The sequence below is a fragment of the Pseudidiomarina mangrovi genome, assembly GCF_003999375.1.
GTDB lineage: Bacteria > Pseudomonadota > Gammaproteobacteria > Enterobacterales > Alteromonadaceae > Pseudidiomarina > Pseudidiomarina mangrovi.
The window spans coordinates 206,148-226,555 of record NZ_RJLC01000017.1 but is presented as its reverse complement, the minus strand read 5'-3'; the positions used below and the strand labels follow the sequence as shown (position 1 = coordinate 226,555).

18 protein-coding genes are annotated in these 20,408 nt (G+C 50.4%); 5 read left to right on the top strand and 13 right to left on the bottom strand.

The genetic code is table 11. The features are described 5' to 3' along the window. Nucleotides 1-38: 38 nt before the first annotated feature. Entirely contained in the window at nucleotides 39-2,420 is a 2,382-nt protein-coding gene (locus tag EFO84_RS10365; RefSeq protein ID WP_127347988.1) for a TonB-dependent receptor, read from the bottom strand. A gap of 173 nt (nucleotides 2,421-2,593) precedes the next feature. Here EFO84_RS10365 and EFO84_RS10360 point away from each other — a divergent pair, with 173 nt between their 5' ends. Continuing rightward, nucleotides 2,594-3,328 carry a DUF1499 domain-containing protein gene (locus EFO84_RS10360; RefSeq protein WP_127347987.1) on the top strand — a complete coding sequence of 245 codons (735 nt, stop codon included), beginning with the start codon at nucleotides 2,594-2,596 and terminating at the stop codon, nucleotides 3,326-3,328. Between the two features lie 17 nt (nucleotides 3,329-3,345). Next, nucleotides 3,346-4,518 (top strand): peptide-methionine (R)-S-oxide reductase MsrB, encoded by a 1,173-nt coding sequence (gene msrB, locus EFO84_RS10355; protein WP_127347986.1) that lies wholly within the window; start codon nucleotides 3,346-3,348, stop codon nucleotides 4,516-4,518. On the opposite strand, the gene ggt is transcribed toward msrB, so the two are convergent. Beyond that, the gene (ggt, locus tag EFO84_RS10350; protein WP_127347985.1) at nucleotides 4,515-6,275 is read right to left on the bottom strand and encodes a gamma-glutamyltransferase; all 1,761 of its coding nucleotides are present in this window, start codon (nucleotides 6,273-6,275) and stop codon (nucleotides 4,515-4,517) included. The genes msrB and ggt overlap by 4 nt on opposite strands. Nucleotides 6,276-6,351: 76 nt before the next feature. Between ggt and rrtA the strand changes: the two genes are divergently transcribed. Further along, the gene (gene rrtA / locus EFO84_RS10345) at nucleotides 6,352-6,960 is read left to right on the top strand and encodes a rhombosortase (protein WP_127347984.1); all 609 of its coding nucleotides are present in this window, start codon (nucleotides 6,352-6,354) and stop codon (nucleotides 6,958-6,960) included. A gap of 12 nt (nucleotides 6,961-6,972) precedes the next feature. Here the strand turns inward: rrtA and EFO84_RS10340 are convergent, their stop codons facing one another. From EFO84_RS10340 to gyrA, 11 genes are all read right to left on the bottom strand, one after another. Next, nucleotides 6,973-7,275, bottom strand: a complete 303-nt coding sequence (locus tag EFO84_RS10340) for a ComEA family DNA-binding protein (protein WP_127347983.1) — start codon at nucleotides 7,273-7,275, stop codon at nucleotides 6,973-6,975. A gap of 82 nt (nucleotides 7,276-7,357) precedes the next feature. Next, a complete protein-coding gene (pyrF, locus tag EFO84_RS10335) occupies nucleotides 7,358-8,050 on the bottom strand; it encodes an orotidine-5'-phosphate decarboxylase (RefSeq protein WP_127347982.1) in 693 nt (230 codons plus the stop codon). A gap of 6 nt (nucleotides 8,051-8,056) precedes the next feature. Further along, nucleotides 8,057-9,214: a lipopolysaccharide assembly protein LapB gene (gene lapB, locus EFO84_RS10330; protein WP_127347981.1), complete on the bottom strand. Its 1,158-nt coding sequence runs from the start codon at nucleotides 9,212-9,214 to the stop codon at nucleotides 8,057-8,059. 5 nt (nucleotides 9,215-9,219) lie between these two features. After that, the gene (locus EFO84_RS10325) at nucleotides 9,220-9,471 is read right to left on the bottom strand and encodes a lipopolysaccharide assembly protein LapA domain-containing protein (RefSeq protein WP_164742431.1); all 252 of its coding nucleotides are present in this window, start codon (nucleotides 9,469-9,471) and stop codon (nucleotides 9,220-9,222) included. Between the two features lie 72 nt (nucleotides 9,472-9,543). Further along, on the bottom strand, nucleotides 9,544-9,843 hold the full coding sequence (locus tag EFO84_RS10320; protein ID WP_348534541.1) for an integration host factor subunit beta: 300 nt from the start codon (nucleotides 9,841-9,843) through the stop codon (nucleotides 9,544-9,546). 29 nt (nucleotides 9,844-9,872) lie between these two features. Continuing rightward, nucleotides 9,873-11,549, bottom strand: a complete 1,677-nt coding sequence (gene rpsA / locus EFO84_RS10315; protein ID WP_127347978.1) for a 30S ribosomal protein S1 — start codon at nucleotides 11,547-11,549, stop codon at nucleotides 9,873-9,875. A 112-nt stretch (nucleotides 11,550-11,661) separates the two neighbouring features. After that, on the bottom strand, nucleotides 11,662-12,363 hold the full coding sequence (gene cmk, locus EFO84_RS10310; RefSeq protein WP_127347977.1) for a (d)CMP kinase: 702 nt from the start codon (nucleotides 12,361-12,363) through the stop codon (nucleotides 11,662-11,664). Nucleotides 12,364-12,439: 76 nt separating this feature from the next. Continuing rightward, entirely contained in the window at nucleotides 12,440-13,732 is a 1,293-nt protein-coding gene (aroA, locus tag EFO84_RS10305; RefSeq protein ID WP_127347976.1) for a 3-phosphoshikimate 1-carboxyvinyltransferase, read from the bottom strand. Nucleotides 13,733-13,736: 4 nt separating this feature from the next. Continuing rightward, complete coding sequence (hisC, locus tag EFO84_RS10300) at nucleotides 13,737-14,849, bottom strand: histidinol-phosphate transaminase (RefSeq protein WP_127347975.1); 1,113 nt, start codon at nucleotides 14,847-14,849, stop codon at nucleotides 13,737-13,739. Between the two features lie 18 nt (nucleotides 14,850-14,867). Beyond that, entirely contained in the window at nucleotides 14,868-15,950 is a 1,083-nt protein-coding gene (gene serC, locus EFO84_RS10295; protein WP_127347974.1) for a 3-phosphoserine/phosphohydroxythreonine transaminase, read from the bottom strand. A gap of 5 nt (nucleotides 15,951-15,955) precedes the next feature. Further along, a complete protein-coding gene (gyrA, locus tag EFO84_RS10290; RefSeq protein WP_127347973.1) occupies nucleotides 15,956-18,652 on the bottom strand; it encodes a DNA topoisomerase (ATP-hydrolyzing) subunit A in 2,697 nt (898 codons plus the stop codon). Nucleotides 18,653-18,806: 154 nt separating this feature from the next. Between gyrA and ubiG the strand changes: the two genes are divergently transcribed. Beyond that, complete coding sequence (gene ubiG / locus EFO84_RS10285) at nucleotides 18,807-19,520, top strand: bifunctional 2-polyprenyl-6-hydroxyphenol methylase/3-demethylubiquinol 3-O-methyltransferase UbiG (protein WP_127347972.1); 714 nt, start codon at nucleotides 18,807-18,809, stop codon at nucleotides 19,518-19,520. Beyond that, a complete protein-coding gene (gene gph / locus EFO84_RS10280; RefSeq protein ID WP_205701974.1) occupies nucleotides 19,505-20,176 on the top strand; it encodes a phosphoglycolate phosphatase in 672 nt (223 codons plus the stop codon). Before ubiG ends, gph begins: the two co-directional genes overlap by 16 nt. Nucleotides 20,177-20,408: the final 232 nt, after the last annotated feature.

Genomic DNA, 20,408 nt, shown 5'->3' with positions numbered 1-20,408 from the left:
TCTCCTTGCGTTAGGCTATGCGTCACAACGCCTTGGCTCTAAAAACTGTAACTGAGCGTCAATTTAGCATGCCGCGGCAATTCAGGGAAAACTAAGGTAGCGCCGAAATAGCCGCCTTCGAATACTGGCGACCAATTGTCTTGGTTAGTTAGGTTAAACACATCTAGGCGTGCGCTCCATGCTGAAGTCGGCTGCCATTGCGCGAATACATTGATCGTGTGCTGTTGGCGAATTCTGACGGTATTCAAAAAGTCGAGCTTGTAGTCGCCATGATAGCTCACTTGACCACCGACCTCGATACCAGCGCCTACATCAATACCACCAGCAATGCTAAGTTGATGGTCGGGCAAGCCCTGCAGCCGCATCGATGATGCTGGAAATGCCGCAAAATTTGGCGCGCCAACGCCGGTTCCCTCGACTAAATCAGGGCGCGAGGTATCAAATGCGTCATACACGGTACGCGCATCTTGAAACGCTGCTGAATTATCAAAGCGGGCAGACAAATAGCTGTAGCCGGCACTAAACCACAATTGCTCGGCTTGATAAAACAATTGGCTTTCTACGCCTTGGGTCTTGATACCTGAGTTAGAACCATCACGGTTGCGTAGGCTGCGGGTTTGATAAAACCAATTCACATCGGCATACCAAGCGCTACCGACTGGCGCATATTTATAACCAACTTCAAATGCCTCATTTTCGGTGGCGAAGTTCAGCGGGTTAATACGCTGGTCAGCACCAAGCACCGTGCCGCCTGCCATGCTGTTTGAGGTCGATTCGGTGTAGTTACTACTGGCATAGAGACGTTGATCATCAGTTAGTTTGTAACTCAGGCTAGCTTGGATACCGTACAACACATCTTGATGCGTATCAGCAGCAGCAATTACCCCCGCTGGAGCAATAGGGTCGCGCGCCTCAACTTCATACCAATCGGCACGGATTCCAGCTTCTAGTATCCATGCTGTTGTGAGTTGCTGGCGATGCTGAGCAAATAAGCCGAGCTGATAACTACGTGAATCGGTGGTATCCGATACGTTAAAATCACCCACGCCATCACCGTTGGTATCATATTGACTGCCGGGCGATACATAGACCCCAGGGCGCAACTCCACTAACCGCGCTTGTTGTGCCGCAGTCAATGGAATACGCCGGTTACTCAATGGTCCACTCAGGTCAACCGGCAGGTCAGCTTCAGTGGTAAATTGGCTGAAACCCAGCACATCATGGTAACGAAAACTACCGCCAAACCAGCTGCTACTGTCATTCTGCCAATCGCGTTGCCAGGTTGAACGGGTTTCAAAGGTGGTTGCACCATCGACAATTTCGACAAAACTATTCTGGGCTATCTCTTCGCGTTGTAGGTGTTGCAGCATGAAATCATGGCGGTAGCTCCAATCGTTGTTAAGTTGGCGCTGATAATCGCCATAGACTAGCCAGGTTTGTGCATGGTTAATATCGTCTGGGTCGGTGTAAACCTGATTCCGCGGCAGCTCAATTAAGCCGGTCGGCGCTACTAATGCAAAAGCGCCCGGAACCATCGATCCATTGGGTTGTTGACCCTGCCCTTGTACATATAAGCCATCATCAATCAGTGCTTGTGTGGGCCGATTGAAACCGGCGTTATCGGTCCAATCTACCTGATAAAATTCAGCATACAGATTCAATTCAGACTGCTCGTCAGGCAGCCAACGGTGAGTGACAAACAGGCTATCACTGCTGAACTCAGAGTAGTCATAGAAACTGCTCTCGCGAATCGCTTCAACACTGATTCGCACGCCCTGCTCGTCGGGCTTGAGCACGCTACTATGGTCAAGCTGGGCTCGGTAGGCATCCCACCGCCCCAATTGCAGCGTGGCACGGGTCTGATCGGCGCTGAGATCAGCACGTTTGGCTTGCAGATTGACAAAACCTCCGGTGCGCTGGGTTGATCCCAACATCACCGGTGGTACACCACGCACCACATCAAGTTGCCCGACACTATTAAAACTTAGCGGTAAACCGAGTCCATTATTGCCGCCTTGGCGGCGCATACCGTTTTGTAATACTTCGCCTAATTGGCCACGAATTGTGGGTAAGCTCGGCGCACCAAAACCAGCAGCTGCGAAACTATTCGGCGCCACTTTGGCAACATCATGTAAGTCGGTGATGGCTGATGCCGCAATTAAATCAGCACTAATAGGCGTCACCGAGCGAGCGAGGTCAGCTAAAGCCTGCTGGCCACCGAACAACGAGCTGGTAGGCTGATCTTTTGGCGATAGTTGTAATCCTTGCAGGCGCTCACCGCGCACTTCAATCACTTCGACCGCGGTTTGAACTTGCTGCTGGTTGCCATCAACGGGCGCCTGTTGAGCGGCACTGATGGGGCTGACTAACACAGCCAATAAACTTGCTGCCAGTGGTGAACGATTAAATAGTTTGGGCATGTGAGATCCTAGGGCGCTATTTGGGACAGTATGTACTACTATGATATGTCGGTTTTACACCAACTATACCACTGCTATTTAGACTATTTTGTTCATTGCTAGACACGATGATGCTGATCTATCGCAGCAACCATCACGTAACGCTACATACATAACAACTAAGGTTCTCATTTATGCGCAAATTAATAAGCTACTTGGCCATCGCCGTTGGTTTTCTTGCCTTGCTGACGCTGGCTATTTCAGGGCCACTATACCAGGCCGGTGTGGCTGAACTTGGCACGGCATTTCTGCTGTTACGCTGGGCCGCCTATATTGGTGCTGGCGCCGCTGTGGTTGGCCTGGTACTGTTAATCTGGCAAGCGCTGAAGCCGGCCAACAATGCGCCGTCAAGTATGCTTCTTGGGCTAGCGGTGATTGCTGCCGGGGTAAGCTTTATTCTGCCCTACCTGCAGTTGCAAACAGCTCGTAGCGTACCACCCATTCATGACATTAGTACCGATTTGAGCAATCCACCCGCATTTGTGGCCATTGCCCCACTGCGCGCCGATGCGCCAAATCCGGTTGAATTCGCCGGTGAAGAAAGTGCCGAACAACAGCGTAAAGCCTACCCAGACCTAGCCACTTGGACTACCAGCGCTAGTGTTGAGCAAGTTTATCAGCAAGCTCTAACGATAGTTGCCGATATGGGTTGGGAATTGGTTGCCAGCGATGCTACTGAGGGTCGTATTGAAGCCACTGATACCACCACATGGTTTGGTTTTAAAGATGATGTGGTGATTCGCATTGTCGCGACCGACACCGGCAGTGCAGTGGATATGCGCAGTAAATCGCGGGTTGGCCGCAGCGATGTCGGGGTCAACGCCAAGCGTATTCGCGCCTATTTGGCAGCGTTAGAACAGGCGCTTTAGCTCGAGGAGAATTAGCAATGCGATATCGTTGGTTAGTGATTCTGAGTGTTCTGGTGGCAGCTTTCATACTGTGGTCGCAAGCATCCACCACCAGAGCAACACCGGTCGTAGCTAATGAAGTTCGCATTGCTACCTTTGCTGGTGGCTGCTTTTGGTGTGTCGAGAAAGCCTTTGAACAGGTACCGGGCGTTACCCAAGTTATTTCCGGATATACCGGCGGTAGCGAGCAAAATCCTAGCTACCAACAAGTCGCCGGTGGCTTGACCGGGCACACCGAAGCCGTACAAGTATATTACGACCCGCAGGTGGTGACCTACACCGGGCTGATTCAAGCGTTATGGCGGATGATGGATCCAACCGATGCTGACGGTCAATTCTACGACCGTGGCAAACAGTATCGGCCAGGTATCTTTTATCACAACCAGCGAGAACGACAAATTGCCCTGGCGGAGATCACCGCATTAGAGGCGTCTGGACGTTACAAAAAGCCTATTGTGCTGGAGGTGACGGCGTTTGACAGCTTCTACCCTGCCGAAGACTACCATCAGGACTATTATTTGAAGAACCCGGTGCGTTATCAGCTCTACACCTTCAATTCGGGACGCTTTCAGTTCGCCGAAGCTATCTGGGGCGAGCAGTATCAGGTCGATTATCGGCAATTTAAAGATTCTATCGGGGAGTATGCTGACATGACTGACGAAAACACCGCTGACAACACTGCAAAGAATACGGCTACTAGCCATCGTTGGCACAACTTTGTCAAACCCGATAGCGCAACGCTTAAAAGTCAGCTCACCGATTTGCAGTACCAAGTGACCCAGAAAGACAAAACTGAGCGGGCTTTTCAAAACGCCTACAATGACGAGAAACGCGACGGCATCTATGTCGATATCGTCAGTGGTGAGCCGCTATTTAGCTCGCGCGATAAATACGAATCAGGGTCTGGCTGGCCAAGTTTTACCCAGCCGATTGCGGCGGAATTCATCGTTGAGCGTACCGACCGTTCGTGGTTTATGACCCGTGTCGAAGTGCGCAGCCGTTATGCTGATTCCCATTTAGGCCATGTATTTAATGACGGCCCTGCCCCTACTGGGCTGCGCTACTGCATGAACTCGGCAGCAATGGAATTTATTCCGCGTGAGCAAATGGCTGCACGCGGCTATCAAGATTACTTAACGGTGCTCGATTAATTACCGACTGCCGCGCCTTCACGGCGCGGATCAGCGCCGCCAAATAAGCGCCCATCGGCCAACACACTAATACCATGTAAACCACTATTCAGGTCACGAACACGAACTTCGTGACCTTTTTGTTCCAATGCCTGTTGCAGCTCAGTAATAGTGGTACTCTGCTCCAGCGAGGTGAAGTTATTCAAGTTGGTGACATGCGGTAAGGCCATTGCCGCTTGCATATCCAGCTCCCAATCCAATACTGCAACCAACGTTTGTGCAACGTAGTTGATAATATTGGGGCCACCCGGTGAGCCAACCACATGCATCACCTGTTGCGTTTCATTATTGAACACAATGGTTGGTGACATAGAACTCCGCGGGCGCTTACCGGCCTCAACCCGATTAGCCACCAAACGACCATCCACCTCAGGGACCAAGCTAAAATCGGTCAATTGATTATTCAACAAATAACCATTCACCATCACGCCCGAACCAAAGCCCATTTCAATGGTGGTGGTCATAGATACCGCATTGCCATAACTATCAATAATGGCAAAATGACTAGTACTTGGAATTTCTAAGGCCTGATCATCGGCACGCGCGATTAAGCCAAACTCACCCGGCTGCGCTTTGCCCATATCGCTATCGCCAATTAACTGCGCACGCTCACGCAGATACTCTTTGTTGAGCATCTGTGCGACTGGCACTTCAACAAAGTCGGCGTCACCGATATAGCGATTGCGATCAGCGTAGGCTAACCGTGCTGCTTGGGTAAAATAATGTACGGCATCAACGCTCATTGGCTCAGCATCGGCAATCGGCGTGTGCTCCAAAATGCCCAACATTTGCACCACGGTAATGCCACCCGAACTGGGCGGCCCCATACTGCAGATCTCGTATACAGTGCGATAGGCCGCACAAATCGGTTCACGTTCTAAGGCTTCATACTCAGCTAAGTCAGCCATACTCAATAGCCCCGGACTGATAGCACTGGTTTGCACCGCTTGCACCATTGCCTCGGCAATACCACCGCTATAAAAGGCACTACTCCCTTCCGCCGCAACCCGCTTTAACACCGCCGCATACTCTGGATTTGGACGTAATTGCCCAGCCTGCAACGGTTCGCCATTGGGGTAAAAGTAATCAGCGGCAGGTTGCATGCTGCGTAACCCTGGATGAAAATTCATGGCTAATAATTGATGTAGCCGCGGTGATACCGTAAAGCCAGTTTCTGCCAATGCGATAGTATCGGTAAATAACTCAGACCAGGCTACCTTACCCCAGCGTTGATGGGCCATTTCTAACCCCTTCAAGACCCCTGGAGTACCCACAGAACGGCCACCGACAATAGCATCCCAATAAGTTTTTGGTGGTTGCCCTTGGCCATCAAGGAATAATTCTGGCGTGGCTGCTAACGGCGCCCGCTCACGCGCATCAATCGTGGTTAAGCGTTTTGCCGTGTTATCCCAATACAAAATAAAGGCGCCGCCGCCGATACCACTGGATTGCGGTTCAGTCAGCGTTAACATAGCTTGTACGGCAACTGCCGCATCAATTGCGGTACCACCTTGGGCTAATATTTTAGCGCCGGCATCAGCTGCATCTCTAGTTGCTGCCGCTACCATGTATTGGTTACTGGTCTGCCCTTGCCTTTCAACAAAACCAGTTGCGGCCTCAGGTGCTACCACATCATTGCTGGCCGATTGTTCACTGCAACCAATGATACTGGCCACAGCCACCACAACTAAGCTTAAGCTAATCAAGCGCACGTGCATTCCCCTTGTTCGGCAAAAACTCTATCATAGGCAGGGAGACCCATAACAGCAACCGTAAAAACGCGAGATCAGACTCATGTCTAACTATCACCAAGTACTCTTGAGCGCTCTTTTACTCATCGTCATTTCAATTTGGGCTAGTTTATTTGCCGAACAACAGCCGCAGCTACTAGCCGCCTATGACTTCACGCGCAGCTTGGCTTTTAGTGAACCATGGCGACTCATCAGCGCGCATGTCTTCCATCTCAGCCGCAGCCATCTGTGGCTTAACTTGGTAGCATTGGTGATGTTAACCCTGTTGTTCGTGCGCCACTATGATGTACGTAGCTGGCTAAACGGGATTCTGCTGATCATGGTTGGGTGTAGCCTATTTACTTGGCTGGTAGGTCAGCCACAACAATTCGTTGGCTTATCCGGCGTGTTGCATGGCTTATTAATGCAAGGTGTGTTGTTAGAGTGGTCTGAACGCAAATTTCGCCGTGAGCCATTGATGATAGCTATTATGTTGCTATTACTTACTAAGGTGAGTATTGAATTCTGGTCTGGGCCATTAACAGGTGACTTAATGAGCCATGGTGAGTTGACTTGGGTCATGCATGTGGGCGGATTAGTCAGTGGCATCCTTGCCTATCTATTGCACCGCAAGCCTATCAAGGCTGCGCTCCTGGAGCAGCAAACTGACTAATCCACCAAAGCGTTACAGTTGCATGCGTTCGCGATTGAGCTCCAACATACGCGGGCCAATGCCTTTGACTTGCAGCAGCTGATTAACATCAGTGAAACCACCTAGCTTGGTGCGCAGTTCAACAATGGCCTCGGCGCGCTTCAGCCCAACACCAGTTAGCCCCATCGCCAACTGTTCCGCACTAGCCGTATTTAAATTGACGGCTTGCACCTGCTGGGCTTGAGGGCTGGGTTGCGGCAGTGGTTGAGCCGACACCGGTGCGGCCACCAACAACGGCGACAGTAATGAAGCAATAATGAAGGTTTTCCGTAACATAATAGACTCCTTGGTTTAGCTGCGTAATGCAGTTCAAGAAGTGTAGCGCGCCCGCCTAGCAAGCGCGAATTGCTACGGCATACTATGCTGTCAGCGCGTTGTTAATTGCCTGTAAGACTGTGGCGGGATCCGCAGCTTGTGTTATCGGACGACCAATTACTAGCACTTCAATACCAAGTGCTGCAGCTTGTTCGGGCGTCATGATGCGGCGCTGGTCACCGGCGTCGGAACCACTCGGGCGTATTCCTGGGGTCACCAACACGAAGTTAGCACCAAACTGGGCTTTCAGCTGCGCCGCTTCATGGGCTGAACATACCACCCCGTCAAGCCCGCTTTGCGCCGCCAAAGTAGCCAGATGTTGCACCTGATCAGCCAGTGGAATGGTCACACCAAGCTCGGCTAAATCCTCGGCTGACATACTGGTTAATACGGTGACCGCAATCAATAACGGTGGCTGCGGTAAATCGGCCAGTGCTTCTCGGGCAGCGCGCATCATCCGCGTACCACCACTGGCATGCACATTAACCATCCACACACCCAGTTCCGCCGCAGCGCGCACAGCTTTGGCAACGGTATTGGGGATATCATGGAATTTAAGATCAAGAAACACTTTAAAGCCGCGATGTACCAGGGCGCGGACAAATTCTGGCCCTGCTGCAGTAAATAGCTCTTTACCAACTTTTAAACCGCACTGGTGCGGATCTAATTGATCGATTAGCGGCCACGCAGCGGCTGGTGTAGGGTAATCGAGAGCAACAAAAACCTGCGACTTCATGCCTGACTATTCTCCGTCTAAACCAATGATGGGCTTAATTTGCCCCCAACTACGACACGATGGACAGTGCCAGTACAAGGTGCTGCCGGAAAAGCCACAATGACGACAGCGATATTTAGGCCGCTGCTGCATTTGTTGCTGAACGAGGCGTTGCAACATGCGCAAGCTATCACGCGCCTTGCCGACATCGGCGGCACGGATATGAAAATCCATCAATTGATGAAAACCACGCATGGTGGGGTTTTTTATCAGCGTACTTTGCACAAACTGTTCTGCTGCCTCAACGCCATTTTCGCGTGCAACCAGTTCAGATAACATCACCGCAGCACTGGTTGAATGGGCTAATTTGACACATTGATGCAAGAAATGAATCAGCCCTGCTTCGTCATCGAGCGCCACGTAACAGGCTTTAATTAACGCGAGCGCCTCAGCGACAAAATCTGGGTCTTCGGTAAGAATACCGCTAAGCATGGTTAAGGCTTTGCTGTACTGCCCTTGGTTGTACCATAAGCGCCCAAGCGCCAAAGCTGCACGGGCACATCGTGGGTCATGCTGACGCGCTTTGCTGTAGTATTTTTCTGAGAATTCAACGTTATCTTGTAGTTCAGCTAATTCGCAATATAGTTGCGCCACCACGCGCTCCGCACTGGGGTCGCTACGGGTTAACTTGAGCGCAATTTTAATCGCTTTATCCCACTCGTGGGTAGCCTCATACAGCTCTAACAAATGCCGTTGACAAGCTTGCTGAAATTGTTTGTCGGACTGCAACGCAATGAGCATTTCTTCGGCGCGGTCGTAAATGCCTGCGGCCAAATAATCGAGGCCCAGCTCAAACATCGCGGCGCGACGCTCTTGCTCAGTAATAGACGGCCGTGAGGTTAAATTTTGGTGAATCTTAATGGCTCGGTCGACTTCACCACGGCGGCGGAATAATTTACCTAGCGCCCAGTGTGTTTCCAGAGTATCTGAATCGACATCGAGTAATTCAATAAACAAATCAACCGCTTTATCGGGCTGATCGGAGAGCAGTAAATTCAATCCAGTAACATATTGGCGAGAAAACTGTTCTTGTTCACGACGATCTTCATTGCGAACACTATTACGCCCCATAAACCAGCCATAAGCTGCGGCTACTGGGAGTAATAGGAACAGCAGTTCTAACATAGCGACTAACTCACTTTCTGCACAGCTTTACGCTGTTGGCGTAACTGATGACGCAAGCCAAGTTGGCGTGCCAACATGCTCAACAAGCCAAGCAAAAAGCCAATCAGTAAAAACCCTGCAACTACCCAAGTCAGCGGTACATCGTAGCGACCAATCAACAAATCAACCTGTAATTGTTGTTGATTAAGCGCCCCAAAAGCCACCGCAAAAAGAAACAGTAGCAGCAACGGTAGCACCACAAAGATAAAGCGAATCATAAGGTTCCCTATACGACGCTCAAAAAAAAACGGCATGCGTAACTATAGCATGCCGTTTCTGTTTACTCGACGTTAAATCGTGTCGACACGTTCGCGTAATTCCTTACCCGCTTTGAAATGTGGAACATATTTTCCTTCCAGTTCCACCGCTTCACCGGTTTTTGGATTACGGCCCACGCGTGCGGCCCGATAATGCAACGAAAAACTACCAAACCCGCGGACTTCAATGCGCCCACCTGATGACAATTCTTGCGCCATCTGTTCGATAAGTTCCTTCACCGCATCTTCAACCTGACGCGGAGAAAACTCAGGATACAACCTTGCCAACTGCTGAATCAGCTCTGACTTTGTCATCGTAAGCTCCTCTGTGATGCGTCAATGCCTAATCGGGCCAAACACTATTAGTCGTTTTTAGCTGCTTTGAAAGCTTCTGCCATGGCATTTGAGAAACCGTCAGCGTCGTCTTGCTGCTTGTTTACAGTTTCCATAGCTTCTTTCTCTTCAACTTCGTCTTTTGCACGAATTGACAAGCTCAGTGCGCGGCCTTTACGGTCAACGCCCATGTAGCGTGCTTCGATGCTATCACCAACTTTCAATACCGTGCTGGCATCTTCGATGCGGTCACGTGAAATGTCAGCAACGCGGACGTAGCCTTCTACTGAGTCAGCCAGTTCGATTTTGGCGCCTTTGGCATCAACTTCGATAACCTTACCTGTAACGATAGCACCTTTTTTGATGCTCGCCAGATAATTGTTGAACGGATCTTCTTCAAGCTGTTTGATGCCTAAAGAGATACGCTCGCGCTCTGCGTCAACTTGTAAGACGATAGCAGTAACTTCTTCGCCTTTCTTGAATTCACGTACCGCTTCTTCGCCAGTAGCGTTCCAGCTGATATCTGATAAGTGAACCAGACCATCAATACCGCCATCAAGACCGATGAAGATACCAAAGTCAGTGATTGACTTGATCTTGCCAGATACTTTGTCGCCCTTGTTGAAGTTCTTCGCGAACTCTTCCCACGGGTTAGCTTTACACTGTTTCAGGCCTAAAGAAATACGACGACGCTCTTCGTCAATTTCTAATACCATTACTTCAACAACGTCACCTAAGTTAACCACTTTAGATGGGTGAACGTTCTTGTTGGTCCAATCCATTTCAGATACGTGTACTAAGCCTTCTACGCCTTCTTCGATTTCTACGAAGCAGCCGTAATCAGTCAGGTTAGTGACGCGACCAGTCAAACGGTGACCTTCTGGGTAACGGTTAGCGATAGCGGCCCATGGATCTTCGCCTAATTGTTTCAGGCCTAAAGATACACGTGTACGGTCACGATCGAACTTCAATACTTTCACGTTGATTTCGTCACCAACGTTAACCACTTCACTTGGATGCTTAACGCGCTTCCAAGCCATGTCAGTGATGTGCAACAAGCCGTCTACGCCGCCTAAATCAACGAACGCGCCGTAGTCAGTCAGGTTCTTAACGATACCTTTAACTTCTTGACCTTCTTGCAGGTTTTCTAACAACTGATCGCGCTCTACGCTGTTCTCAGTTTCGATAACCGCACGGCGTGAAACAACGACGTTGTTACGTTTCTGGTCGAGCTTGATGACTTTGAATTCTAATTCTTTGTTTTCTAAATGCGTGGTTTCACGAACCGGACGCACGTCAACCAGTGAACCAGGCAAGAATGCGCGAACGCCGCCTAAATCAACAGTGAAACCGCCTTTCACTTTGCCACTGATTAAACCAACAACGGTAGCTTGCTCTTCGTAAGCTTTTTCCAGCTGCAGCCAAGCTTCAAAGCGCTTCGCTTTCTCGCGAGAAAGAATGGTTTCACCGAAGCCATCTTCAACTGCATCCAAAGCTACGTCGATGATGTCACCAACTTTAACTTCCACCACGCCTTCAGCGTTACGGAATTGCTCTACTGGAATAGCACTCTCAGATTTCAGGCCCGCGTCAACCAATACCACATCGCGGTTAATCGCAACGATAGTACCTTTAACAATGGAGCCAGGACGGGTTTCGGTCGTTTTCAGACTTTCTTCAAACAGCTGTGCAAAATTATCTAACATAAGGTTATGTATCTTCAGGTTGAGTACGTCCACCAAACACTCCAGTGAGGCGGGGTTGTTAACATTTATCTGTGTACATCCGTGCCACAGACCGCCAAGTTAGCTGGTTGTTTTAACCAACTTTCTCAGAATTTGATAATTTGCTATGGGCAAAAACTAGAATCTGATCAACCACTTCAGTGATTGATAAGGCTGTAGAGTCTACAAATAGCGCATCGTCGGCTGGCACTAAGGGTGCCACCGAGCGATTGGTATCGCGATAATCGCGTTCAACGATATCGGCGATTAATTGCTCAATATTAGCAGCAAAACCCTTTTCTAGCAATTGTTCATAGCGCCGCCGCCCGCGTTCTTCGGGGCTTGCGGTTAAAAATATTTTGGCTTCGGCTTGTGGAAAAACTACCGTGCCCATGTCACGTCCGTCCGCAACTAAACCCGGTAGATCTTTAAATGCGCGTTGACGGCGCAGAAGGGCTTCACGTACCCGTGGTAAAGCGGCAATTTTGGAAGCCATGGTGCCTACCGCTTCGGCGCGAATGGACATAGTCACGTCTTCGCCTTCAAGAATGATGTGGGTCAGGTTCTTTTCTTCTTCCACTTCAAATTTGACATCGAGATCAGTCGCTAGCGCTACCAAACCTACCTCATCGTCGGCGGAAATATCATGATGCAAAGCCGCTAAGGCTAACACCCGATAAATTGCGCCGCTATCGAGCAAATGCCAACCAAGCTTCTCGGCCAAGATACGGCTAACCGTACCCTTACCAGCACCACTTGGGCCGTCGATAGTTATAACTGGAATAGATTTTCCCATGAATTCCTCAAGCAGACAAAAGCGCGCTTATTATACGGATTTTGCAACAAAAAGCACCCATTATCGCTCATTGTTGCTAGCGGCAGCGTTGCTGAAACTCACGAAAGAATTGCGGGTAGGTTTTCGCACAACACTGGGGGTCAAGAATGGTAACGCCGCTGGTGGTGAAGCCGAGTAGCGCAAAACTCATAGCGATACGGTGATCATCGTAGGTATGAATAGCGGCATGTTGTAGCGTTTGCGCTGGTGTTATATGCAGGCTATCGGCTTGCTCGACCACCTCGGCACCTAATTTGCGCAGCTCAGTGGCCATCGCGAGTAAGCGGTCTGATTCTTTAATACGCCAATTTGCAACATTACGGATATGCGTTGTGCCGCTGGCAAACAATGCCAAAGTGGCAAAGGTCATGGCAGCATCAGGAATCGCGTTGAGATCGGCATCAAGGGCTTTTAATGGCGCGCCTTGCACCTCAATCCACTGGTCGGCCACAGTGATCTGAGCACCCATAGTGGCCAAATAATCGGCAAAGGCGACATCGCCTTGGATACTATCGCGCCCTACTCCGTGCACCCGCAATGGGCCACCGCCAATGGCACCGGCGGCTAACCAATAACTGGCAGCACTGGCGTCACCTTCAACCCAGTACTGCCCGGGTGACTGATAACGCTGGCCACCGGGAATCAAAAATTCTTGCTCGCATACTCGGTGTACCTGAATGCCAAAGCGGCGCAGCATTGCTAAAGTTAACTCAATATAAGGCCACGACACCACCGTACCGGTTAATTTCAACAAACTATCGCTAGCAAGCAGTGGCAGCGCCATCAGTAAGGCGCTGACATATTGGCTGGATGCACTACCGTCGATACTGACTTGGCCGGGCTGCAGGCCACCCTGCAGGCGCAATGGCGGATAACCAGGTTGCCCCACATAACTCACCTGGGCACCAGCAGTGACTAAGCTATCGACGAGTGCCGCAACAGGCCGCTGCTGCATGCGTTGGTCGCCGGTGACGGTGAGTGGTTGGGTCAGGGTAGCGCTTAGCACTGCGGTGAGTGGGCGTAGTGCGGTGCCGGCATTGCCCAGGTCAAGCTGGCTTGGGCAATGCGGCCAAACCCCACCACAACCCTGCACGCGCATGGTGGTTGGCTGTGCCGCGTCAATCTCAATCACCACCCCTAACGCCCGTAATGCCTCAAGCATGCGCTCGGTGTCATCGCTGCGCAGCATATTAGTCAGTTCAGTAGTACCTTGACTAACCAACGCAGCCATTAGTAACGCCCGATTGGCAATACTTTTTGAGCCCGGTAAAGTGACTTCACCGGAACATTGCGTCAACCCTTGCAAATACAGGCTATTGGGGCCGTTCATGGGCTTAGCGAGAGGCCCCTAGAATAGTTTTCATGGCATCAATAAAGGCTTGATTTTCATGTTGTAAGCCTATACTCACGCGCAAGTGGTTGGGTAATTCATAACCAGCAATCGGGCGAACAATCACGCCCGCATGGAGTAATTTTTGGTACAGGGTGGCAGCTTCTGGACCCACTTCAATGGTCAAAAAGTTGCCCCACGACGGAATATACGATAGCCCGGTGGCATCGCAAAAAGCGATCAACTGCGCCATACCCTGCTGGTTAATCTGAACTGATTGCGCTAAGTAATCGTCGTCATCGAGGGCTACTTCAGCGGCACGTAAACTTAAGCTGTTCATGTTGAACGGTTGGCGCAATCGATTGAGATAGTCGGCAACACTTGCATGGGACACCGCAAAACCAGCGCGCAAACCGGCTAAACCATAGGCTTTTGAAAAGGTGCGGCTGACAATCAGGTGCGGGAACTCTGCCACCCACGCCATAGACGGCGCACATTCGGCGGCACTGACATACTCGGAGTAGGCTTCATCTAACACCACTAAAATATGTTGCGGCACCTGCTTAATGAAAGCATACAGTTGCTGAGTAGACAGAAAGGTACCGGTGGGGTTATTCGGGTTGGCAATAAAAATCATTTTGGTGCGGTCGCTGATAGCCGCCAGCATCGCCTCTAAATCATGACCGTAGTTCTTGGCTGGCACGGCTATACCTTTGGCCCCAATGGCTTGGGTAACCAACGGATACACCACGAAGGCATGTTGTGAATAAATCACCTCATGCTGATCGTTAACATACGTGCGGGCAACCAATTCAAGGATATCGTTGGAGCCGTTACCGAGGGTAATTTGGTTCACCTGTAAACCAAATTTGCTGGCGATTTTGCTCTTTAAATAAAAGCCGTTAGCATCGGGGTAACGCGCTAAGCCACTAATCTGCTCGATTAGCGCCTGCTTCACCTTGGCACTTAGGCCCAGTGGGTTTTCGTTGGATGCCAATTTGACAATATTTTTGATGCCCAGCTCACGCTCTAACTCTTCAATCGGCTTGCCAGCCTGATACGGGCTGAGATTACGAATACCCGCGTTAGCAAGCTGTTGGGCGTTAAATTCCGACATGATACATCCTTTAATTAATTACGCTTTTTTCTCAAAATCAGCCATAAACGCCAATAAGGCGTCTACGCCGGCCATCGGCATGGCGTTATAAATACTCGCCCGCATACCGCCGACAAAACGGTGCCCTTTTAAGCCCACTAGGCCGTGCTGCTCAGCCTCGCGCAAAAAGCGCTCGTTCAGCGCGTCATCCGCTAATAAAAACGGCACATTCATTAATGAACGGTAATGCGGGTGAACTGGATTTGAATAAAAGCTGGAACGGTCGATAAAATCATACAGTTTAGCGGCTTTGGCGCGGTTCAATTGCTCCATAGCGGCAACCCCGCCTTGACGTTTTAACCACTGGAACACCAGCCCTGACAAATACCAAGCAAAGGTATTTGGGGTGTTGTACATGGAGCCCTCTTTGGCTTGTACGGTGTAATCCATGATGGTTGAAGTATTACCCTGGGCCTTGCCGAGCAAGTCGTTGCGCACAATAGCAATGGCAAAGCCAGACGGCCCAATGTTCTTCTGCGCGCCGGCATAGATAACACCAAAGCGCGAGACATCAAGGCGGGTGGATAGAATATTAGATGACATGTCTGCCACTAACGGAGCGGCCACTTCAGGGATATCGTGTACCGCTATGCCATCGACGGTTTCATTAGGACAATAGTGAAAATACGCCGCCTGCTCGGATAATTGCCACTGTTGCGGTGCACAAATGGCCTTACCCTGCTCGGTTTGCACCGGCCCGCCCACTACATTGACCTGAGCGACATACTTTTGCGCTTCGCGAATGGCAAACTCAGACCAAATACCACAGTTCAGATAATCCACGGTGGCATCTGGGCTGGCAATATTCTGCGCAACGGCGCTGAATTGACCGCGGCCGCCGCCATGCATAAACAACACGTGATAGTTATCAGGAATTGCCATTAAGTCACGCAAATCCTGCTCAGCCTCAGCCGCCATCCGCATAAAAGCTGGATCACGATGACTGATTTCAAGCACCGATATGCCGCAATTACGCCAGCTGAGAAACTCAGCCTGGGCTTGCTGCATGACCTCTGCCGGCAGCATTGCCGGCCCCGCAGAAAAGTTAAACGGGGCATTCATGCAGCTTAGTCCTTCTGGTTATCGTCAGTATCTTCGGCCACGTCGCTATCGTCTGCGTCATCGCCATCATCATCTAAATCATCGTCAAGATCGTCAGCCGTAAGGTCGTCATCGCCCTCTACCGGTTCATTCAACAAGGCATCGGTTTCATCCAACTCTTCGCTTTCGTCAATCCGTTGCAAACCAACGACAAATTCATCGTCACCGGTCCGAATTAGCCGCACACCTTGGGTGTTACGCCCGACGACTGATACTTCACTGACTCGGGTACGTACTAAGGTGCCTTTGTCGCTAATCAGCATTATTTGGTTATCGCTCACACATTCCATAGCGCCAACCACTAAACCGTTACGCTCACTGACTTTGATCGATAACACGCCTTTGGTAGCACGGCTCTTTGCTGGGTAATCAGCTAATGGCGTGCGTTTACCATAGCCATTTTCCGTGACCGTGAGGATACACGGCTGCTCATCCTCGTCAGTGCTGCGGCTTGGCACAATCAATGACACCACTTTTTGCCCATCGGCTAAACGGATACCGCGTACACCGGTGGCGGTACGGCCCATGGAACGCACCTGCTCTTGGCTAAAGCGCACCACTTTACCGGCATCTGAGAACAACATCAGCTCGTCACCGGCCGAGGTAATAGCCACGCCAATCAGTTCATCGCCATCATTCAAATTCAACGCAATAATGCCGCTCGAACGTTGCCGTGAATAGTCCACCATGGGTGTCTTCTTGATGGTGCCGTTGCGCGTTGCCATCACCACAAACTTGTCTTCCGGATAATCACGGGTTGGCAAGATAGCGGTAATGCGCTCGTCGGCTTCTAGCGGCAGTAAGTTAACAATAGGGCGACCACGCGCGGTGCGGCTTGCCAGTGGCAACTGGTATACTTTCATCCAGTAAATACGCCCCCGGGTCGAGAAACACAAAATCGTATCATGGGTGTTAGCGACCCATAAGCGCTCAACGAAGTCTTCTTCTTTCATGCGCGTTGCCGCTTTGCCTTTACCGCCGCGGCGCTGTGCTTCGTACTCGGTCAACGGCTGATACTTCACGTATCCGGCGTTCGACAGAGTTACCACTACATCTTCTTCGTTGATTAAATCTTCCATACTGATGTCATGCGCTGCTGCGGTAATTTCCGTACGGCGCGCATCGCCATAATCTGCCCGAATTTTTTCTAGCTCTTCGCGAATCACTTCCATCAACCGTGCTGAGCTATTCAAAATGTGCAGCAAGGCTTCAATTTGCACCAAGATCTCTTTGTATTCATCAAGGATCTTCTCGTGCTCAAGCCCAGTCAGCTTCTGTAAGCGCAAATCAAGAATCGCTTGCGCCTGCTCTTCGGTTAAGAAGTACTGGCCGTCACGAATTCCGTATTGCTCTTCTAAATGGTCAGGACGCGCAGCATCTACCCCGGCGCGTTCTAGCATGGCGGCTACATCACCCAATTGCCAAGCGCGGGCCACTAAGCCTAATTTGGCATCAGCTGCGGTTTTTGAGGCGCGAATCAGTTCAATGATTTCGTCAATATTGGCCAGCGCAATGGCTAAGCCTTCCAAAATGTGTGCACGCTCACGGGCCTTACGCAATTCGTACACTGAGCGCCGTGTCACCACTTCGCGACGGTGCAGAATAAAGCACTTGAGCATATCCGGCAGGTTAAACAAGCGTGGCTGGTTTTTATCCAGCGCGACCATGTTGATACCAAACACCACTTGCATTTGAGTGTTGGCGTACAAATGGTTGAGAATGACTTCAGTGACTTCGCCGCGCTTAATTTCAATCACAATGCGCATGCCGTCTTTGTCTGATTCATCGCGCAGCCCAGTGATGCCTTCGATACGCTTCTCTTTCACCAATTCGGCAATTTTTTCAATTAGTTTGGCTTTGTTAACTTGGTACGGGATCTCATTAACGATAATCGCTTCACGACCATTGCTGTCGGTTTCGATAATCGCTTTGGCGCGCAAATGGATGCGGCCACGCCCAGTTTTGTAGGCTTCAATGATACCGGCTCGGCCAGAAATGCTGGCGGCGGTTGGGAAATCTGGCCCCGGAATATGCTCCATCAATTCCTCGATGGTGATTTCTGGGTTATCAATCATGGCCAAGCAGCCATTGATGACTTCGGTTAAGTTGTGTGGCGGAATGTTGGTCGCCATGCCCACCGCAATACCCGACGAACCATTGACCAGCAGGTTCGGTACGCGGGTTGGTAAGACATCAGGAATTTGCTCGGTACCATCGTAGTTGGGCACAAAATCGACGGTTTCTTTGTCTAAGTCAGAGAGTAATTCGCTGGCAATTTTGGCCATTCGAATTTCGGTATAACGCATAGCCGCAGCAGAGTCGCCATCAACCGAACCAAAGTTACCTTGGCCATCTACCAGCATGTAACGTAATGAGAACGGTTGGGCCATACGAACAATGGTGTCGTACACCGCACTGTCACCATGGGGGTGATATTTACCAATCACGTCACCGACAATACGAGCGGATTTCTTGTAGGGTTTGTTGTAGTCATTGCGCAATTCGTTCATGGCGAATAACACCCGACGATGCACAGGTTTGAGGCCATCACGAACGTCCGGTAACGCACGACCGACAATAACGCTCATAGCGTAGTCGAGATACGAGCTCTTTAGCTCATCTTCAATATTGACCGGAACGACTTCTCTGCCGAGATCACTCATAGCTTTATCCCTAAACGACTATCTTTTTATAATTGTATGAATGCTTGCATTGTACCCGTAGCACTGCCGCATCGCATCCTTTTTTCTGGCGCTTTTTTTACACCGAGAGGTTGGGTACACTGTACCGACTTTTCAGCCGAAGCAGAAGTACCTGATGCAAACCAACTCCAATAACGTTGACCCCAAAGAGATCGAAAAATTTAGCGCCATCGCCTCGCGCTGGTGGGATCCAGAAGGTGAATTTAAGCCACTGCATCAAATTAACCCACTGCGACTTGATTTTATTCAGCAGCATTGTGCTGGGGTATTTGGCTTAAAAGCACTTGATATTGGTTGTGGTGGCGGTATTTTGGCCGAAGCTCTAGCCACAGCGGGTGCGCAGGTTACTGCTATTGATTTGGCCGACGCTTCATTGCAAGTAGCGCGCCTGCATGCTCTAGAGAGCGGCGTCAACGTTGATTATCAGCTAGTTAGTGCCGAACAGTTTGCGGCCCAGCATAGTGGCCAATTTGACCTGGTCACCTGCTTAGAAATGCTTGAGCATGTGCCCGACCCAGCCGCTATTGTGCAAGCCGCGGCGCAGGCGTTGAAACCTGGCGGTAAAATTATCTTTTCTACCCTCAATCGCAACATCAAATCTTGGCTGCTAGGCATAGTGGCCGCGGAGTATGTGCTGCAATGGGTACCAAAAGGCACCCATCAACACGACAAGTTTATTCAGCCCGCCGAACTACTGCGCATGACCGATGCCGCAGGGCTTGAGCCGGTGGCGATGACTGGCTTGCATTATTTACCCTGGCGCGGCTTTTATATGGATGACGCCAATGTCGATGTCAATTATTTGGTGTGCCTATGCAAACCATTGTAATGCCGCAAGCGGTGCTGTTTGACCTCGACGGCACCTTATTAGATACCGCTGATGATTTAGGCGCCGCGCTGAATGCCGTGCTAGCTGCAGAGCAACGCCCGCTAGTGGCTGCTGAACACTACACACCACTGGCATCGCACGGCTCTGCGGGCTTACTGCGATTCGCTTTTGGTGAGCAATTTGAACAGCGCAAAGACGAGTTACGGCAAAAGTTTTTAGCCTATTACGCCGACCATGTGGCGGTGCATACACGTCTTTACGATGGCGTGGAGCTATTGCTACAGCAATTGGCTGCGCGCGGTATTTTAGCCGGTATTGTCACCAACAAGCCGCATGCACTGACGCAGCTGGTGCTACCCTACTTTCCGAGCTTACAAGCGCTGCCGGTGGTGGTGAGTGGTGACACCTTAAACGTGGCTAAACCGCATCCGCAGCCATTATTACATGCAGCCGACCAGTTGCAAGTGGTGGCATCGCGGTGTTGGTATGTCGGCGATGCCGAACGCGATATCCAAGCAGGCCGAGCGGCTGGGATGCATACCGTATTAGCGCGCTATGGTTACATCCATGCCAATGACCAGCCTGAAGCTTGGGGCGCACATGCCGCTATTGAGCAGCCGCAGCAGTTATTGGAACTGCTCTCTTTAATCGACTAAAGGATCGGTTCCTACTAGATATAGTGGTGATCGACAAAAATACCGCCATATATTGTGTAAGCCGCGTGGTTATTGGCTTATATCGACTCTGTCTTAACAGTTTCTATGAAAGACCAAAATTTCATAAAAAAATAATTTAAAACGCTTGCATTCGCTAAGACGCTATAAGCACAAGACTTTCCGCCTGATGACTGATTTTCACCCGGTCAAAATGCCAGCATTCGCATCATCT

What these genes read in the sequence shown, in the direction of transcription:
- EFO84_RS10365 (WP_127347988.1), bottom strand. Translation starts at nt 2,420, where the DNA reads ATGCCCAAACTATTTAATCGTTCACCACTGGCAGCAAGTTTATTGGCT.
- EFO84_RS10360 (WP_127347987.1), top strand. Translation starts at nt 2,594, where the DNA reads ATGCGCAAATTAATAAGCTACTTGGCCATCGCCGTTGGTTTTCTTGCC.
- msrB (WP_127347986.1), top strand. Translation starts at nt 3,346, where the DNA reads ATGCGATATCGTTGGTTAGTGATTCTGAGTGTTCTGGTGGCAGCTTTC.
- ggt (WP_127347985.1), bottom strand. Translation starts at nt 6,275, where the DNA reads ATGCACGTGCGCTTGATTAGCTTAAGCTTAGTTGTGGTGGCTGTGGCC.
- rrtA (WP_127347984.1), top strand. Translation starts at nt 6,352, where the DNA reads ATGTCTAACTATCACCAAGTACTCTTGAGCGCTCTTTTACTCATCGTC.
- EFO84_RS10340 (WP_127347983.1), bottom strand. Translation starts at nt 7,275, where the DNA reads ATGTTACGGAAAACCTTCATTATTGCTTCATTACTGTCGCCGTTGTTG.
- pyrF (WP_127347982.1), bottom strand. Translation starts at nt 8,050, where the DNA reads ATGAAGTCGCAGGTTTTTGTTGCTCTCGATTACCCTACACCAGCCGCT.
- lapB (WP_127347981.1), bottom strand. Translation starts at nt 9,214, where the DNA reads ATGTTAGAACTGCTGTTCCTATTACTCCCAGTAGCCGCAGCTTATGGC.
- EFO84_RS10325 (WP_164742431.1), bottom strand. Translation starts at nt 9,471, where the DNA reads ATGATTCGCTTTATCTTTGTGGTGCTACCGTTGCTGCTACTGTTTCTT.
- rpsA (WP_127347978.1), bottom strand. Translation starts at nt 11,549, where the DNA reads ATGTTAGATAATTTTGCACAGCTGTTTGAAGAAAGTCTGAAAACGACC.
- cmk (WP_127347977.1), bottom strand. Translation starts at nt 12,363, where the DNA reads ATGGGAAAATCTATTCCAGTTATAACTATCGACGGCCCAAGTGGTGCT.
- aroA (WP_127347976.1), bottom strand. Translation starts at nt 13,732, where the DNA reads ATGAACGGCCCCAATAGCCTGTATTTGCAAGGGTTGACGCAATGTTCC.
- hisC (WP_127347975.1), bottom strand. Translation starts at nt 14,849, where the DNA reads ATGTCGGAATTTAACGCCCAACAGCTTGCTAACGCGGGTATTCGTAAT.
- serC (WP_127347974.1), bottom strand. Translation starts at nt 15,950, where the DNA reads ATGAATGCCCCGTTTAACTTTTCTGCGGGGCCGGCAATGCTGCCGGCA.
- gyrA (WP_127347973.1), bottom strand. Translation starts at nt 18,652, where the DNA reads ATGAGTGATCTCGGCAGAGAAGTCGTTCCGGTCAATATTGAAGATGAG.
- ubiG (WP_127347972.1), top strand. Translation starts at nt 18,807, where the DNA reads ATGCAAACCAACTCCAATAACGTTGACCCCAAAGAGATCGAAAAATTT.
- gph (WP_205701974.1), top strand. Translation starts at nt 19,505, where the DNA reads ATGCAAACCATTGTAATGCCGCAAGCGGTGCTGTTTGACCTCGACGGC.